Annotated in this window: 13 protein-coding genes and 1 pseudogene; 11 read left to right on the top strand and 3 right to left on the bottom strand. The window is 60.5% G+C overall.

The annotated features are described in order from the left end of the window. Positions 1-80: 80 nt before the first annotated feature. Both J1N02_RS03435 and J1N02_RS03430 read left to right on the top strand, forming a co-directional pair. Complete coding sequence (locus tag J1N02_RS03435; RefSeq protein ID WP_368961894.1) at positions 81-974, top strand: hypothetical protein; 894 nt, start codon at positions 81-83, stop codon at positions 972-974. A 29-nt stretch (positions 975-1,003) separates the two neighbouring features. After that, the gene (locus tag J1N02_RS03430) at positions 1,004-1,393 is read left to right on the top strand and encodes a hypothetical protein (RefSeq protein ID WP_368961896.1); all 390 of its coding nucleotides are present in this window, start codon (positions 1,004-1,006) and stop codon (positions 1,391-1,393) included. A 398-nt stretch (positions 1,394-1,791) separates the two neighbouring features. Here J1N02_RS03430 and J1N02_RS03425 read toward each other — a convergent pair. From J1N02_RS03425 to bamA, 3 genes and pseudogenes are all read right to left on the bottom strand, one after another. Further along, positions 1,792-2,028: pseudogene (locus J1N02_RS03425) on the bottom strand (Arm DNA-binding domain-containing protein); the annotation flags it as partial. Between the two features lie 686 nt (positions 2,029-2,714). Then, on the bottom strand, positions 2,715-3,569 hold the full coding sequence (locus tag J1N02_RS03420; RefSeq protein ID WP_108574140.1) for a lipopolysaccharide biosynthesis protein: 855 nt from the start codon (positions 3,567-3,569) through the stop codon (positions 2,715-2,717). Positions 3,570-3,734: 165 nt separating this feature from the next. Beyond that, a complete protein-coding gene (gene bamA / locus J1N02_RS03415; protein ID WP_027607396.1) occupies positions 3,735-6,101 on the bottom strand; it encodes an outer membrane protein assembly factor BamA in 2,367 nt (788 codons plus the stop codon). 196 nt (positions 6,102-6,297) lie between these two features. Here bamA and J1N02_RS03410 point away from each other — a divergent pair, with 196 nt between their 5' ends. The 9 genes from J1N02_RS03410 to J1N02_RS03370 all read left to right on the top strand — a co-directional run bounded on the left by J1N02_RS03410 (position 6,298) and on the right by J1N02_RS03370 (position 16,283). Next, entirely contained in the window at positions 6,298-6,981 is a 684-nt protein-coding gene (locus J1N02_RS03410; RefSeq protein ID WP_421147149.1) for a response regulator, read from the top strand. Next, positions 6,978-8,261, top strand: a complete 1,284-nt coding sequence (locus tag J1N02_RS03405) for a HAMP domain-containing sensor histidine kinase (protein WP_098479038.1) — start codon at positions 6,978-6,980, stop codon at positions 8,259-8,261. Before J1N02_RS03410 ends, J1N02_RS03405 begins: the two co-directional genes overlap by 4 nt. A gap of 57 nt (positions 8,262-8,318) precedes the next feature. Continuing rightward, a complete protein-coding gene (locus J1N02_RS03400; RefSeq protein WP_027607399.1) occupies positions 8,319-8,756 on the top strand; it encodes a hypothetical protein in 438 nt (145 codons plus the stop codon). A 255-nt stretch (positions 8,757-9,011) separates the two neighbouring features. After that, positions 9,012-9,680: a GntR family transcriptional regulator gene (locus J1N02_RS03395; protein WP_098479039.1), complete on the top strand. Its 669-nt coding sequence runs from the start codon at positions 9,012-9,014 to the stop codon at positions 9,678-9,680. A 64-nt stretch (positions 9,681-9,744) separates the two neighbouring features. Continuing rightward, positions 9,745-10,551 (top strand): ABC transporter substrate-binding protein, encoded by an 807-nt coding sequence (locus J1N02_RS03390; protein ID WP_027607401.1) that lies wholly within the window; start codon positions 9,745-9,747, stop codon positions 10,549-10,551. A gap of 12 nt (positions 10,552-10,563) precedes the next feature. Further along, positions 10,564-11,340 carry an amino acid ABC transporter permease gene (locus J1N02_RS03385; protein WP_027607402.1) on the top strand — a complete coding sequence of 259 codons (777 nt, stop codon included), beginning with the start codon at positions 10,564-10,566 and terminating at the stop codon, positions 11,338-11,340. Positions 11,341-11,342: 2 nt separating this feature from the next. After that, positions 11,343-12,122 carry an amino acid ABC transporter ATP-binding protein gene (locus tag J1N02_RS03380; protein ID WP_027607403.1) on the top strand — a complete coding sequence of 260 codons (780 nt, stop codon included), beginning with the start codon at positions 11,343-11,345 and terminating at the stop codon, positions 12,120-12,122. 22 nt (positions 12,123-12,144) lie between these two features. Then, positions 12,145-13,755 (top strand): gamma-glutamyltransferase family protein, encoded by a 1,611-nt coding sequence (locus J1N02_RS03375; protein WP_027607404.1) that lies wholly within the window; start codon positions 12,145-12,147, stop codon positions 13,753-13,755. Between the two features lie 122 nt (positions 13,756-13,877). Continuing rightward, positions 13,878-16,283: a TonB-dependent receptor gene (locus J1N02_RS03370; protein ID WP_098479042.1), complete on the top strand. Its 2,406-nt coding sequence runs from the start codon at positions 13,878-13,880 to the stop codon at positions 16,281-16,283. Positions 16,284-16,299: the final 16 nt, after the last annotated feature.

Here is a 16,299-nt window from a genome sequence, read left to right as displayed (position 1 = left end):
AAGCGTCTGCGCGGCGATCAGAGCGCAACGCTCATCGCCGGCAGCGTGAACTTGAAAAACGACAGAAAGAGTACGCAAAGATGGAAGCGCTGGAACAAGCAGCGTATGAAGTTGAGGTGTACGAAAATCACATAGATATCCTCCTTTCGATGCACAAGGAGTGTGCAGAGCCTGTGAAATGGAAGCGGCTTCTCTCCAATCCTGAACCTAGACAGCCACTCAAGAGCAATACTCTTGAGCAAGAAGCTAAGCATGCTGCCGCTACATATCACCCCAATTTCTGGGCTCGGCTCTTCAAGCTAGAGGCTCGTCAACGCGCAGTCCTGCTCGGCAAGATTGGCACCGCACAGGCGGAAGATGAAAGGCAGTATCAGGCTCAGCTTGATGAATGGAAGACTGCCAATACCGAGTGGGCAGAGGAGCGGGACATTGCGATCCGTATCCTTGATGGTGACCGTCAAGCCAAGCTCGATGCCATCGAAGCTTTTGAGTCGTTTGCAGAAATCTCGCACCTCGGCTCAGCCATTCAGATGATTGTTCATGAAGGTGGTGTCCTAGAAGCCAGACTCGCTATCCATGGCTCCGACGTGATTCCGACTGAAATCAAATCTCTACTCAAAAGCGGCAAGCTGTCGACTAAAGCTATGCCTGCTGGGCGGTTCAACGAGCTTCACCAGGACTACGTGTGCAGCTGCGCTCTGCGAGTAGGTCGAGAGTTGTTGGCAATCCTGCCGGATGACCTAGTCATCGTCACCGCTCTGGACAATGTGCTCAACAGCTCGACAGGTCATATGGAGGAGCAGCCAATTCTGAGTGCTGCGTTCTCTAGGCCAACTGTTGACGGACTTAACCTCGAAACCATCGACCCGTCTGATGCGATGAAGAATTTCGTCCATAACATGAGCTTCAAGAAGGGGGCTGGATTCTCGGCCGTTGCTGCTCTTGATGCTCAGCGTTTCGCCCTAACCGTATAACTGAATCATCTGAGAATCCAGAGAATGAAATGGCAAACATGAAACAAATTGGCTTGTACACAGGCATATCGGGAGCCTTGGCATCAGTGGCTGCGCTCGTCCTGCCGGCCCAGGCGGTTTCGCACAGCTCCAGCGGTAACAACAGTCCGGTCATTTCTGGCAACGGCAACAACGTCAGCTATCAATCCGGTTTTCCCGATCTTGAAACGATAAGAGCCCAGCGTCCCAACATCAGTGACCAACAATACGCTGCAATTAAGCCCGGCATGACATATGAACAGGTGCTGGATATCGTCAAGATTCCTGGTAAGGAGGCCGCCAGTGGCGGCAACGTGCAGATCTATACGTGGGGGACGGAGGTGTACGTATATATGGCGGTGACCTTGGTAAACGGCAAGGTTGAATCCAAGTCACATTGACACGGTTCCATGGTATTGCATCGCCAGGTAACGTCATGGATACCAGGCGACGCAGTTCAGCATTGATCTATTTGCTCCGAGGCTTACCCGCGTCACTCCGCTTGTCTCGAATTTGACCATCTTGATTTCGCGAGCGAGGCTGTTGGCCACCGCCGGGCTTCGGAACGGTCACATCTTTGTTGATAGGGCGTCGATCTGTCATCGTAAATCTCCTACGAGTGTGGGGTTTTTACACCTAATCTCCTAAGCCGACTTACACTAAAATACATCATGTTGTGGTTTGTGCTTGTCGTAAGCACAATATAGCGCGTTTCTTCACGTTGGCAATGACTGGTGTATGTTTGTGTTCTCGCGGGGGGATTTTGTCTACTTGCGCATGAAATGTCATGAGCCTGTTAAATGAGCGCTTGGACTTGGTTGCGTGCCTTGCGGATGTCCGTCAGGGATTTGCGCGGCCAAGACCCGCAGGAGTACTCTTTGTTCTGCTCGCCCCACCGATAGCGATAGAAAAAGCTGACCGACACACCGTCCTTACGGACTGAGATTCGACCGGCCAGATTGCCATCCTCCCGGAGGATTCGGCCGGCATCGTTGGCGGTCAGCGACTCGAGTTCTTTGATGGTGATTTTGGCCATGAAATGGACTACCCTTACTTTTCCCCCCACAAAAACGTCAGCTCTTGATGGACGTTACTGGACTCTCGTAGAGCAGAACATCGCTGGAGCTCAAGTAAATACTAGCTTAGAAAAATCCAGAGTAAAATTTTGGAAGCTTTCGAGAAGTATGAAAAAGGAGATGGGGTGCTAGGGGTCGAGTGTTCGAATCACTCCGTCCCGACCATATTTTTCAGTGACTTAGCCGAACTCCAGCCAGTTCGGCTTTTTTACGCATAGGGACTTTTGCGGGGGATCATCCCAACTTCCTCCTCAAGATCGTCACCGCCCCACGCTTGGATCCAGCCAATGCACTGAAAGCTTCCGGCCATCAAGGTCCTGGATGAGTTACGTCTGCTGATTCTGAAAATTCTTTTTAAACCCACACAGGTTCATTGAGCATAGGCAGATCTGAAGTACGATCAGCGCATACGCTTCAGCGTAAGCCCCAAATGGCCCAGGGCATAGTGCTCACTATGCAACAGAAGGCCCCCGCCATTCTTCTCGCTGGCCGTGGAACCCAATCCAGATAACTCCTTCAATCTCCTGCTAAAAAAGACTGAAGTATCCGGGCTGATATTCGGATTTTTTGAGAAGGGCCCTCAGCTGCCGACACCCAATGTGTGTAGTGCAGGGAGTTGGCGAAGGCCTCCAGGCCGACTGTGTGTCTACTGGTGGAGCATCGCTTCCACTTGAGCGACGCTGATACGCGGAATCACACTCGCCGGAATCTTCGAAATATCGGATAAGTTGTAAACCATGAAGTCATCCCCGATGACTTTCTTGGACATCAACTCGAACGACGGCAGTATGCGGGTGTAATAGTGCTGGTCGAGCCCGCAGGGGGAGTTTATGGAGTCCTTCGTTTCGTAAAACCTCCCCGACTTTTCGTCCAGGTCGACGCCCACCAGGAAAACCTTGGAGAACCCGACGTGGAATGCCAGCTGGATGGCCAGGTAGGCCACGGTTCGGGCATCAAAAAAGCCCTGGCTCATGTCCTTGCTGAACCCGATGGACCGTTTCCGAAAGGCGATCAAAGGGTGATCAGTAACCAGCTCTTTTGATCTTCCGAGCGCCACATCGATCCACGACGGTTTTGGCGCCTTGGACAGCGGGTAGAGCTGCCCGGTTGGACGAGCATGGGAGGATTGCGCATGGTCTTCCCACAGCGCGACCCTTTGGCTGACAGCCATGGCGTAGTTGAATAAATCCGGCTGCTGTTTGGAAAAGCTTCTGTCCGTGCAGGCGTAAAAACTCGGCTTGATGTCGGTGTTCATAAACATCGAAATGGCGCCATTCATGGTGATCATGGGCACGTGCGCGAACTTTTCGAGGGGGAATGATTTGGCTGACAGGCCGGAAGCGATAATAAAAACCGCGCCTGATTCGACATTCCGACAGGCAGCAAAATCGTGCAGGTGCAGCGGGCGTGCGCTTGAACGCCATGGCGCTGGCACGGGTGCAAACAAAGCCAGCTTTTTGTCGGCAACAGGCTTGGCCTCGACGAAGGGCATCTGTTTCATCCGATCTATCCGCGTAGTGAAAGGAAAATCCACACATCAGCCGACCAAGGCTCGATAGCGGAGTTCCTTTATAAAAAACAATACATAAACGCGGCTTCGCCAGACGTCCGGTATTTGTGTAGGGCCTTTCCGAGAGGGGGGGAACGCATCAACACGCCGCAACCTTTAAAACGTCTGCCCCATGGAGAACTGAAACACCTGCTTGTCCGCGTTCTCCGGCGTGCGAATCGGGTAGGCCAAGTTCACACTCAGCGGCCCCAGCGGGCTGTACCATGTCACCCCAACTCCCACCGAACTGGCCATCTGGCTTAGGTCCACGCTGCCGCAGCCCTGGGTCGTGCTGAGGTAGCACTTGTCCGAATACACCGTCCCTACGTCCCAGAACAACGAGGTTCGCACGGATTTGTTGTCTTTGATGAACGGCACCGGGAACAGGTACTCCGCGCCGCCGGTTATCAGGATATTGCCGCCCAGCGACTCGGTGTCCCGGTCCGAGTAGTACGCCTGCCCGGCACTGGCGTAGGCACCGGTTGCCGGGGTGTTGCGCGGGCCGAGGGTGCCGCTTTCAAAGCCGCGCACCGTGCCTTCGCCGCCGGCGGTGTAGGTTTCATAGAAGGGCAGCCCGTCCGTGGAGCCGTAGCCGCTGCCGTAGCCGAGCTTGGTGTGAAAGCGCAGTGATGTGGTGTTGCTGACAGGCAGGAACGTCTGCCCCGTGTAGTCGATTTTGTAGAAACTCAGGTCGCTGCCGGGCACCGTCACCATCAGGTTGAGGTTTTGCGAATGCCCGCGAGTCGCCAGCACGCCTTTGTTCAAGGTCGACTCCGACCAGCCAAGGTTGGCCTTGAAGTTGGTGAATTCCTTGCCTTCGCGCTCGATAAAGTCGTAGATCTCGTCGGCGCTGTAGGTGCCCGGTTCGATGCTGTCGTGTTGTACGGTCAGGCCAAAGTTCAAGCGCGAGGTTTCATTGATCGGGTAACCGAGGGTGGTGCCCAGGCCAAAACTATTGATGGCGTAATAGGAAACCCCGTCATCGTAGTACTTGTTGTAGTCGGTCTTGCTGTAGAACGCGTTGTAACCCAGGCTCACCCCGTCGGTGGTGAAGTAGGGATCGGTGAAACCGATGTTGTACTTGCTCTGGTAGGACGAGCGGGTCAGCCCCAGGCTGGCGTAGTTGCCGGTGCCGAGGAAATTGTTCTGGGTGATCGAGCCGCCGAGGATCAGCCCCGAACTCTGGGCAAAGCCGACACTGGCGGTAATCGAACCGGACGCCTGTTCTTCCACGGCGTAGTTCACATCCAACTGGTCATCGAGGCCGGCCACCGCAGGCGTCTCGACGTTCACCTCCTTGAAGAACCCCAGACGCTCCAGGCGCACCTTGGACTGATCGATCAGGTAGGTTGACGCCCAGCCACCTTCCATCTGGCGCATTTCCCGCCGCAGCACCTTGTCGTCGGTCTTGGTATTGCCACGGAAGTTGATACGGTTGACGTAGGCCCGCTTACCGGGGTCGACGGAGAACGTGACGTCAACCGTGTGGTCTTCATCGTGGGCCTGCGGCACGCCGTTGACGTTGGCGAACGTGTAGCCTTCGTTGCCCAGGCGACGGGTAATCAGCTCCGAGGTGGTGGTCATCAGTTTGCGTGAGAACACCTGGCCCTTCTGCACCAGCAGCAAGGACTGGACCTGGTCCTGCGGGACTTTCAGCTCACCACTGAGCTTCACCTCGCGCACCGTGTATTTCTGGCCTTCCTGGATGTTCACGGTGATGTAGACGTGCTTTTTGTCCGGGGTCATCGAGACCTGGGTCGAGGTGATATCCATGTTGATATAGCCACGGTCCAGGTAATAGGAGCGCAAGCGTTCAAGGTCGCCCGACAGCTTCTCCCGTGCGTATTTGTCGTCGTTCTTGAAAAACGACAGCCAGTTGCTGGTCTTGAGGGTGAACTGGTCGATCAGGGCATCGTCGGGGAACACCGTGTTGCCTACCACGTTGATGTGCTGGATCGACGCCACTTCACCTTCGTCGATCTTGATTTTCAAGCCTACGCGGTTACGCGGCTGAGCCACCACCTGCGCGTCCACCGACGCCGAGTAACGGCCCTGGGCAACGTACTGGCGCTGCAACTCGTTGCGTATCCCTTCCAGGGTGGCGCGTTGGAAAATCTCGCCCTCGGCAAGGCCCGATTGCTTCATGCCTTTCATCAGGTCATCGGTGGCAATCGCCTTGTTGCCCTCGAACTCGATACTGGCAACCGAAGGACGCTCGACTACATTGATGATCAACACATCGCCTTCGCGGCTCAGTTGGATGTCCTGGAAGTAACCGGTCTTGAACAGCGCGCGGGTCGAGTCCACCAGGCGCCGGTCATCCGCTTCGTCGCCGACGTTCAGGGGTAATGCCCCGAACACGCTGCCTGCAGAGACCCGTTGCAGGCCGTTGATTCGAATATCCGAGATTTTGAAGCCTTGGGCGAGTGCCAGTGAGGCATTGAGCAGCAGCGCAACCGAGCAGAGCAGGCGCGAAAAATTCATCAAGATCTTTTCCAGAACACATCGACAAGCAGCGCCGGCACGCATGGACAACTCGCCGCGCGGCCGGACTGGTGAACATCCAGCATACGAGCGAGGGGCGTTTGGTGCGGTTAACCGAATGTCAAGTTAGGTAAAGTTTGGCCTGGGATGCCGATGCCGGGCCGATAATGCGCAACCCCCCACCGACGAGCCCGAGATGATCCGCGTATTGTTGGTCGACGACGACCAGGAACTGACTGACATGCTGAGCCAATACCTCGCGCGCGAAGGCTTTGAGACCACGGCCGTGCACACGGGGGAGGAGGGCGAGGTGGAGGCGCTGTCGGGGCGCTACAGCATTGTGGTGCTGGACGTGATGCTGCCCCAGCGCTCGGGCATCGAAGTGCTCCGGCGCATCCGCGTCGTCAGCCAGGTACCCGTAGTGCTGCTCACCGCCCGTGGTGACAACATCGACCGCATCACCGGCCTGGAACTCGGCGCCGATGATTACGTGCCCAAGCCCAGCTCCCCCGGCGAACTGGTCGCGCGCCTGCGCGCCATCATGCGCAGGGTGCAGCCGGTGGGCCAGCCGACCACCGAAGTGATCAAGACCGGCGCGCTGGTGTTGTGGCCCGGCAGGCGCCAGGCCCTGTGGAACGGCCTCGAGCTGGGTTTGACCAGCACCGAGTTCAGCCTGCTGGAAGAGCTGGCCCGCAGTGCCGGCCAGGTAGTGAGTAAAAAGGATCTGTCACTCAATGCCCTCGGTTGCCCGCTGACCCGCTACGACCGGCGCATCGACGTGCATATCAGCAGCATCCGGCAAAAACTCGGGCCGCGCCCGGACGCCAAGGCCTGGATCCAGAGCGTACGTGGCCTCGGCTATTTGTTGATTGCCGAATGACCAGGCCCAGCCTGCTGTTCTGGAAACTGTTCCTGGCCTTCTGGCTGGCGACCACCTTGACCTTCCTGGTGGGCGTCGGCGTGCTTGAACTGGGCCGTTTCCAGCCGAATGACCCGCATGTGGAAGCCATGCTGGCGGCCGAAGACAAGCTGCTGCAAACGTTCGGTGTCGAGGCGGGCGGCCAGCTCCTGGCGGTGTGGGAGCGCCCGGCGGATGAGGCCATCGGTGTCTACAACAGTGCCGGGCAATTGCTGATAGGTGGGCCGGTGACGCAGCCGGCCTATGAGCGAGCGGTCGTCAGCAAGGAAGGCCTGGCGCTGTCGATCAGGTCGACCCACGCGCCCGGTAACCCGCCCGGCCGGCCCTGGCACCAGATTCCGTTGATCATCGGCACATTGATGAGTGCGCTGTTCAGCGGCTACATGGCCTATTACCTGGCCTGGCCCCTGGCTTACCTGAAGCGCGCCATGAGCGACGCGGCCCACGGACGCTTCGAAACCCGGGTCAAGCCGGCCATGGGCAAGCGTCGCGACGAGATCGTCGACCTGGCGGAAGACTGCGACCGCATGGCCAACCAGTTGAAGGGGCTGGTGGAGGCCCAGCAGCAACTGCTGCACGACATCTCCCATGAACTGCGCTCCCCGCTGACGCGCATGCAGGCGGCCATCGGCCTGTTGCGCCAGGACGCCGCCCGCCTGGAAATGCTCGAACGCATCGAGCGCGAATCCGAGCGCATGGACACCCTGATCGAGGCGTTGCTGACCCTGGCGCGCCTGCAAGGCCGCCCGGAAAGTATCGAGCGCGAGCCCGTGGATATCGTCGAATTGCTGGCGATGATCGTTGAAGATGCGCAGTTCGAAGCCGGCATCAAAGGCTGTCGCGTGCACCTGCAGGCGTGCCCGCCGTTTATCGCCTGCGTCAGCGGTGAGTTGTTGTATCGCTGCTTCGAGAACGTGATCCGCAATGCCGTGCGCTACACCCGGCCGGACACCACCGTGTGCGTGTCGGCGCAGGTCAACCACGATGCGAACCGCCTCACGGTACAGATCACCGACCAAGGGCCGGGCGTCGACAATGACCGGCTGCACAGCATTTTCCAGCCGTTCGAACGTGGTGTGGGCGATGCCAGCGTGGGGTTTGGCCTGGGGCTGGCCATTGCTGCGAGGGCCGTCCAGATGCACGGCGGCCACATCCTCGCGCGCAATGAGCCGGGCGGCGGGCTGACAGTGGAGATCACCCTGCACAGCGCGCGATCTTTACACGACATTACACTGGCTTGACCGCCCTGTACGTCGCGCCTCATTAGACTTGTCACCCTTGATTGAGTGGAGGTGGCGATGTTTCAGGTGCATAAAAAGGGCTTTGTGCCCGGCAGGAAAATGGTCGACGGCCTGGTCCCTTACGACTTCTTTTGCGAAGACAGCCCGGCGATCAATCTGTTTGTGTTTACCGGCGCCGCTACGCCGGGCGCCACCGTCGAAGAACAGACCCTGTGGGGCTTCACTCGGTTGGAACGTTTTGAGGCGATGAGCCACGCGTTGGTGAGCAACCAGCGGCACGCCGGCTGGTTTCAAAGCGTCAATGTGCTCACCGGGCCCAGCCACAACGGCACGCTAAGCGTGAAATTCCAGCGCGTGCTGAAAATCATCAAGCACGCCAGCCCGGCCCGTAAGGCCGACTACGAGATCCTCACCGACGAAGGCGACACCTATTTCACCCGCCAGGCGGTCGGCGAAAACAGCGCGCAAACCGTCATCTATTCGGCCGAGCCATAACGCCAACGGTGGGCTGGATTCGCCTCAAGCAAAAGCATCTCACCCACGTCCTGCTTGTTACTTCCGCCCACCAATGGGGCATCTTCTGCGCCATTGGGTAGCAAATTCCCACGCCACTTTTCAACGCCAGCGCCAGCTTTTTCCCTTCTATCCGATCTGAATCAATCACTTGGCTCCTGTCCCAAGCCGTTGGCACGCATCCTGCTTTTTTGTATTCGTGGATAATTGGATACAAAAATTCAAAAGGTGCTGCCGATGCAATTCGCTCCCGCTTACGTTGACCGCCAGCCCCTCACCGCCGAGGAGGAGGCCTACAACTTTCTGCTCGATGCCATTTGCGGCGGCCGCTACCGCAAGGGCGACCGGCTGATCGCCGAAGACATCGCCAGCGAGATCGGCATGAGCCGCATGCCGGTGCGCGAAGCCTTTCGCCGCCTTGATGCCCAGGGCCTGGTGACCCTGCGGCCCAACCGTGGCGCGATCGTCAGCGGTCTGGATATCGATGAGCTGCACGAAGTGTTCGAGATGCGCAGCGCCCTCGAAGGCCTGGCGGTGCGCGTGGCCGTCGGCCGTATCGGTGAGCGTCAACTGGCGGCCCTGGAGCGCATGCTCGATGAGATGGACGACTACCGTGACGAAGGCGCCGCGTGGGTCAGTCGGCACCGCGCGTTCCATGAATACCTGTGCAGCCTCAGCGGCCGCCCACGCTTGATGAAGCAGATTTCGGCGCTGTACTCGCTGGTCGAGGCGCCCATGCGCTTGTGGTTGCAGCACGGCGAAAAACCCCTCAGCGCCCGCCAGGAACACGCGGTGATCCTCGATGCGATCCGCGCCGGCGACGCCGCCCGCGCCGAAGCCGTGGTGCGCGAACACATCGAAGGCACCGTGCCGGCGCTGATCCAGTTCCTGCAAACCGAACAATAAGAAACACCCGCTGTGTTTTGACTTTAGTCCTGCCCCGTTATTCAACGAACTGGAGTGTCTGGTCATGCATAAATGCCGCGCCTTGCTGGTGGCTGTCTCCTTCGGTCTCTGCGCACAAGGGGCCTTTGCTGCGCCTCAAGTGCCGGATCGTCTGCAAAAAGTCGACAAACTTGTCTATTGCTCGGGGATGGATTCCCCGCCCCTGGTGTCCTTCGACGAAGCCCAGAAACCCCGCGGGCTCACCGTCGACCTGGGCCTGGAAATCGCCAGGCGCCTGGGCGACAAGCAAGTGCAATGGCGGGTGATTCCGTTCTCTGGCCTGGTGCCGGCGCTGCTCGCCCAGCAGTGCGACATGATCGTCGACCAGCTGTTCGACAAACCCGAGCGGCGCCAGGTGATCGACATCGTCAACTACATGTATTCCAGCCAGTCGGTGGTGGTGCCCAAGGGCAACCCCAAGGGCATCAAGGCGCTGGATGACCTGTCCGCGCACAAGGTCGCGGTGCTCAACGGCTCCACCATCAAGACCCTGCTCGATGCCCACAATGAAAGCCTGGCCAAGGCCGGCAAGCCCCCGATGAAACTGGTGGTCTACAACACCGACACCGATGCCTTCCAGGCCCTGCGCATCAGCCAGGTCGACGCCTACGGCACCACCGTGGAAACCGCCGGTTACTACGCAGCAATGGCCCCGGACCTGTTCCAGGAAGGCGTGCCGGCGTTCAGCCGCATCCTCACCGGCCTGGGCATACGCAAGGACGACCCGCAACTGACCGCCGCCGTGCAGCAGGTGATCAGCGATATGCGCAGCGATGGCAGCTATGTGCAGTTGCTGGACAAATGGCATGTCAGCAGCGACACACTCGACTGAGGCGTACCTGCGATGAATTTCAATTGGGATGTGTTCTGGCAGTACCTGCTGCAGCCCAGCGGGGTTTACCTCACGGGGCTGTGGCTGACCTGCCTGATCAGCGTACTGGCGATGCTGCTGGGCTGCGCGCTGGGGCTGGCGGCGGCGTTGTTGCGCTTGTCGAAGAACCCGCTGTTGCATCTGCCGGTGCGTTTTTACGTGTGGCTGATGCGCGGCACGCCGCTGCTGGTGCAGATCGTGTTTCTGTACACGGCACTGGCGGCGGGCGGGATTTTCCGCTTTGAGGATATCGAGCTGTTCGGCTTGATCGTCCCCGGCAATATCCAGGCGGCGATCATTGCCCTGGGGCTCAACGAAGGCGCGTACATGGCCGAGATCATCCGTGCCGGCATCGGCGCGGTGGACAAGGGCCAATATGAAGCCGGGCGCTCCCTGGGCATGGGCTTCGCCAAGCTGATGCGGCGCATCGTGCTGCCCCAGGCGTTCCGGGTGATCGTGCCGCCGCTGGGCAATGAGTTCAACGTGATGCTCAAGAACACCACCCTGGTCAGCGTGATCGGTGTGCAGGAACTGCTGCTCAGCACCCAGATGATCACCTCGGCCACCTTCCGGGTGTTCGAGCTGTACCTGGTGGTTGCCTTGTACTTCCTGACGCTGACCACCCTCTGGGGCTTTTTCCAGCGCTGGCTCGAAGCCCGTTTCAGCCAGTCCGACCGGCCTTCCGCGCCACCACCGGCAGCCAGCCGCATGTTCGGGCGCAGCACCCTGAAACTGCTGAGGGGACGATAACCATGGCGCACCAAAGTGAAGAGCTGATCATTGAGGCACTGGATATTCAGAAGTCGTTCGGCGCGTTGCAGATCCTCAAGGGTATCTCGCTGCAAGTACGGCGCGGCGAAGTGGTGGTGCTGATCGGCGCCTCGGGCTCGGGCAAGACCACCTTTATCCGCTGCATCAACCTGCTGGAAGACATCCAGGGCGGGCGCATCCGCGTCAACGGCCGCGCCATGGGCTATCGCGAGCGCAGCGACGGCAGCCTGGTGCGTGATTCGGAGCGCAACATCGCCCGCCAGCGCCGCGACATTGGCATGGTGTTCCAGCGCTTCAACCTGTTCCCCCATATGACGGCGCTGGAAAACATCATTGAAGCGCCGATCCAGGTCCTCGGCACGCCACGTGCCGAAGCACTGGAACAGGCCCGTGGCCTGTTGGCGCGGGTCGGCCTGGCGGACAAGGCCAGCCATTACCCGTCGATGCTCTCCGGCGGCCAGCAGCAACGGGTCGCCATCGCCCGCGCCCTGGCGATGAAACCCCAGGCCATGCTGTTCGACGAACCCACCAGCGCCCTCGACCCGGAAACCGTCGGCGAAGTGCTGCAGGTGATGAAAGAGCTGGCCGAGGAGGGCATGACCATGGTGGTGGTCACCCATGAAATGGGCTTTGCCCGGGAAGTGGCAGACCGCGTGGTGGTTCTCGACCAGGGCGAACTCATCGAACAAGGGCCGCCGGAACAGATCTTCAGCCACCCCAGTCATCCCCGGACCCGGGCGTTTCTCAGCCGTGTGTTATGACTTTTTTTGAAGAGCCTTTGCCATGTTGAAATTTTCTGCTCACGAGTATCCCTATCCATCGCAGCGCCAGAGCGTATTTGCCCGCCGTGGCATGGTCGCCGCGTCCCAGCCCCTGGCTGCCCAGGCCGGTATCGAAATCATGCAAAAGGGCGGTAACGCCATCGACGCGGCCATCGCCACGGCGGCCGCGCTCACGGTGGTGGAGCCCACCGGCTGCGGCCTGGGCGGCGATGCGTTTGCCCTGGTGTGGTGCAAGGGCCAGTTGCATGGCCTGAACGGCAATGGCCATGCGCCGGGCGCCTTGAGTGTCGAGGCGGTCAAGGCTGCCGGGCACGATCGGATGCCGCTGTACGGCTGGACCCCGGTGACCGTGCCCGGCTGCCCATCGGCCTGGGCGGAGCTGTCGCAACGCTTCGGCAAGCTGGCGTTTGCCGAGTTGCTGCAACCGGCCATCCGCCTGGCCCGCGAGGGTTTCCCGCTGTCACCGGTGGTTGCCCACCAATGGCAGATCTCCTTGAACGAATTCAGCCCGCACCGCGATGAAGTGCTGCAAGCCTGGTTCGACACGTTCCTCATCGATGGGCGCGCACCCCAAGCGGGCGAGATTTTCCGCAACCCGGCCCAGGCGCGCACCCTGGAAGAACTCGCCGCCAGCCGTTGCGAAAGCCTGTATCGCGGTGCCCTGGCCGCACGCCTGGACGCCCACTCACGGGCCACCGGGGGTTACCTGCGCGCCAGTGATCTCAAGGACTACCGCGCACAGTGGGTGGACCCGATCCACATCAATTATCGCGGTGTCGACGTCTGGGAAATCCCGCCGAGCGGCCAGGGCCTGGTGGCGCTGATGGCGCTGAACATCCTCGAAGGCTTCACCTTCGATCACCGCGACAGCCAACAGACCTGGCACCGCCAGCTCGAGGCCATGAAGCTCGCCTACAGCGACGGCCTGCATTACATCACCGACCCGCTGCACATGCGCGTGGCAGTGGCCGACCTGCTCAGCGACGACTACAGCGCGCGCCGTCGCAGCCAGATCGGCGAACAGGCCCAGGCGCCCAAGCCCGGTGACCCGCACGCCAGCGGCACGGTGTACCTGGCCACGGCGGACGCCGAAGGCAATATGGTCTCGTTCATCCAGAGCAACTACCACGGCTTCGGCTCCGGCGTGGTACTGCCCGACAGCGGCATTGCGTTGCAGAACCGTGGGCAGGAATTCAGCCTCGACCCGAGCCACGCCAACTGCCTGGCAGCAGGCAAGAAAACCTTCCACACCATCATCCCCGGTTTCCTCACCAAGGACGGCCAGGCCCTGGGCCCGTTCGGCGTGATGGGCGGCTACATGCAGCCCCAGGGTCACGTACAGATGGTGATGAACCTGGTGGACTTCGGCCTCAACCCCCAGGCCGCACTGGATGCGCCGCGCTGGCAATGGCTGGGCGACATGAAGGTCGGCATCGAGCAGGGTGCCTCCCGCGACCTGGCCAATGCCCTGGCCCGGCGTGGTCACCAGGTGCAGATCGCCAGCGACCTCACCGACTACGGCCGTGGGCAGATCATCCTGCGCGACCCGGTCAGCGGCGTGCTGTGCGGCGGCACCGAACCGCGTGCGGATTCCCATATCGCGGTATGGTAACCAGGGCAGGGCATGGCGCCGCCATTGCCCTGCCATTTTGAAAAAAGTTGGTCGAAGCCTGTCCCCTTTTTTCACCTCGCCTGTCATTCCAGGCAAGTGAACAAAATCGAGAGCTTCTTCCAATGCCCGCAGTCCACCCCTTGCGCTTGCGCCCGTTGCTCAAACTGAGCCTGATGCTGAGCCTCAGCGCCAGCCCCTTGTTCGTCCCCGTCAGCTATGCCGAAGACAGCGCCGCGCGCCGCAGCTACCAGGTGCCGGCCGGCAGCCTGAGTGCGGCGTTGACCCGTTTTGCCGGGCTGTCGGGGGTCAACCTGTCGGTGGACCCGGCGCTGGTCAGCGGGCGCAGCAGCAGCGGTTTATCCGGCGAATATGGCGTGGAAGAGGGCTTTGCCCGCTTGCTGCAAGGCTCCGGCCTGCAATTGCAGCCCATGGGGGAGCAGGCCTACATGCTGGTGCCGGTGCCGGAGGGCGGCAGCCTGGAGCTGGCGCCCACGTCGATTCTCGGTACCACCGGCCTGTACGACGGCGACACCTACGCCGGTGGCCAGGTGGCGCGGCGTGGCTCGCAAGGCCTGCTGGGCACCCGGGACTTCATGGAAACCCCGTTCAGCATGACCACCTACACCCAGGACGCGGTGAAAAACCAGCAGGCGCGCACCCTTGGCGACCTGATCGCCAGCGACCCGTCGGTACGCGCCACCAACCCGGCCGGCGGGCGGTATGAGCAGTTCACCATTCGCGGCTTCAGCCTGTTCAACAGTGATGTGTCGTACAACGGCCTGTACGGCGTGCTGCCGACCTACACCATCGACATGGAGATGGCCGACCGCGTCGACATCTTCAAAGGCCCCACCCAGTTGATCAACGGCATCTCGCCGCGCGGCAGCGTGGGCGGCGGGATCAACGTGGTGCCCAAGCGCGCCACCGACAAGGACATCACCTCGTTCACCGGCACCTGGGCCTCCGACAGCCAGGCCGGTGGCGCCGTGGATGTGGGCCGGCGCTTTGGCGAGGACAACAAGTTCGGCCTGCGCTTCAACGGCGTGAAGCAGTCCGGCGATACCGAATGGGACCACCAGAGCGTCGACCGTGAGATGGCCGTGCTGGGCCTGGATTTTCGTGGCGAGCGCCTGCGCCTTTCCACCGATATCGGCCGCACCGAGCGCGACACCGATGCGCCGCAGGAGCGTGTGCAAGTCGCGGCTGCCGCGCCGGTGCCCAGCGCCAACGATGTGCGCCGCAACTATGCGCAGTCCTGGAGCAAGGCCCGCACCAAGGACACCTTCGGTACGCTGAATGCCGAATATGACCTCAGCGATTCGGTGATGCTCTACGGCGGTGTCGGCGCGCGCAAAAGCAACCACGAGTTCCTGCGCCATGCTGTTTCGGTGACCAATGCGGCCGGTGATTTCACCGTGCAGCCCCGGGACTTCACCCGCGATGAAAACGTCCGTACCGCCACGGCCGGCGTGCGTAACTGGTTCCACACCGGGCCGGTGAGCCATGAGGTCAACCTGGCCGCCAGCTACTTCTATATGGACTTCACCAACGGCGGTGCGCGTTATGCCAACGCATCGAGCAATCTCTACAACCCCGTGCAAACCCCGACGCCGTCGGTGGCCACGCGCCAGGATGCGAAGGTCTATACCGAGAACAAGTTCAGTGGCGTGGCCTTGTCCGACACCCTGGGTTTCTTCGATGACCGCCTGTTGCTCACCCTCGGTGCGCGCTGGCAGCGCGTGATCGTGGATGACTGGAGCAACGGCATCAAAGGCAAGACCAACTACGACGAAGAAAAGATCTCGCCTTCGGGCGGCCTGCTGTTCAAAGCCACCGACAAGCTGTCGCTGTACGCCAACTACATGGAAGGGTTGAGCCAGGGCAAGATCGCACCGTCCACGTCGAGAAACGAAGACCAGATCTTCCCGCCGTTTATCAGCCGCCAGGTGGAAGTCGGCGCCAAGTACGACGCCGGCGCCTTCGCCGTCACCGCCGCGGTGTTCCGCATCAAGCAACCGGCCTACGAGACCAACGCCACGTCGCGGCTGTTCGGTCCCAATGGCAAGCGCCAGAACACCGGTGCGGAGCTGAGCGTGTTCGGCGAACCCCTCAAGGGCGTGCGCCTGCTCGGCGGCGTGATGTACATCGACAGCAAATTGAAGGACACCACCAATGGCGCCTGGGACGGCAACCGCGCGCCGGCCACGCCCAAGTACAACGTCAACCTCGGTGCCGAGTGGGATGTCCCGACCCTCGAAGGCCTGACCCTGACCAGCCGTGGCATCCACTCCAGTTCTCAATACCTGGACCAGTCCAACGTCAAGGAAATCGACGCCTGGAACCGCATCGACGTCGGCGCCCGCTATGCGTTCAAGGTCGATGAGAAGCACATCACCCTGCGGGCGAATGTGGAAAACGTCGCCGACAAGCGCTACTGGAGTTCGGCCGGCGCATCGGATGACAGCGAGCCGGGGCTGACCCTGTCGACCCCGCGCACCTATCTGCTGTCTGCCACCGTCGACTTTTAGACGCGGATTAAAAATG

This window comes from Pseudomonas sp. NFX5, assembly GCF_049132125.1.
Taxonomy (GTDB): domain Bacteria; phylum Pseudomonadota; class Gammaproteobacteria; order Pseudomonadales; family Pseudomonadaceae; genus Aquipseudomonas; species Aquipseudomonas marginalis.
The sequence above is the reverse complement of the archived record's forward strand: the minus strand, read 5'-3'. Positions and strand labels throughout refer to the sequence as shown.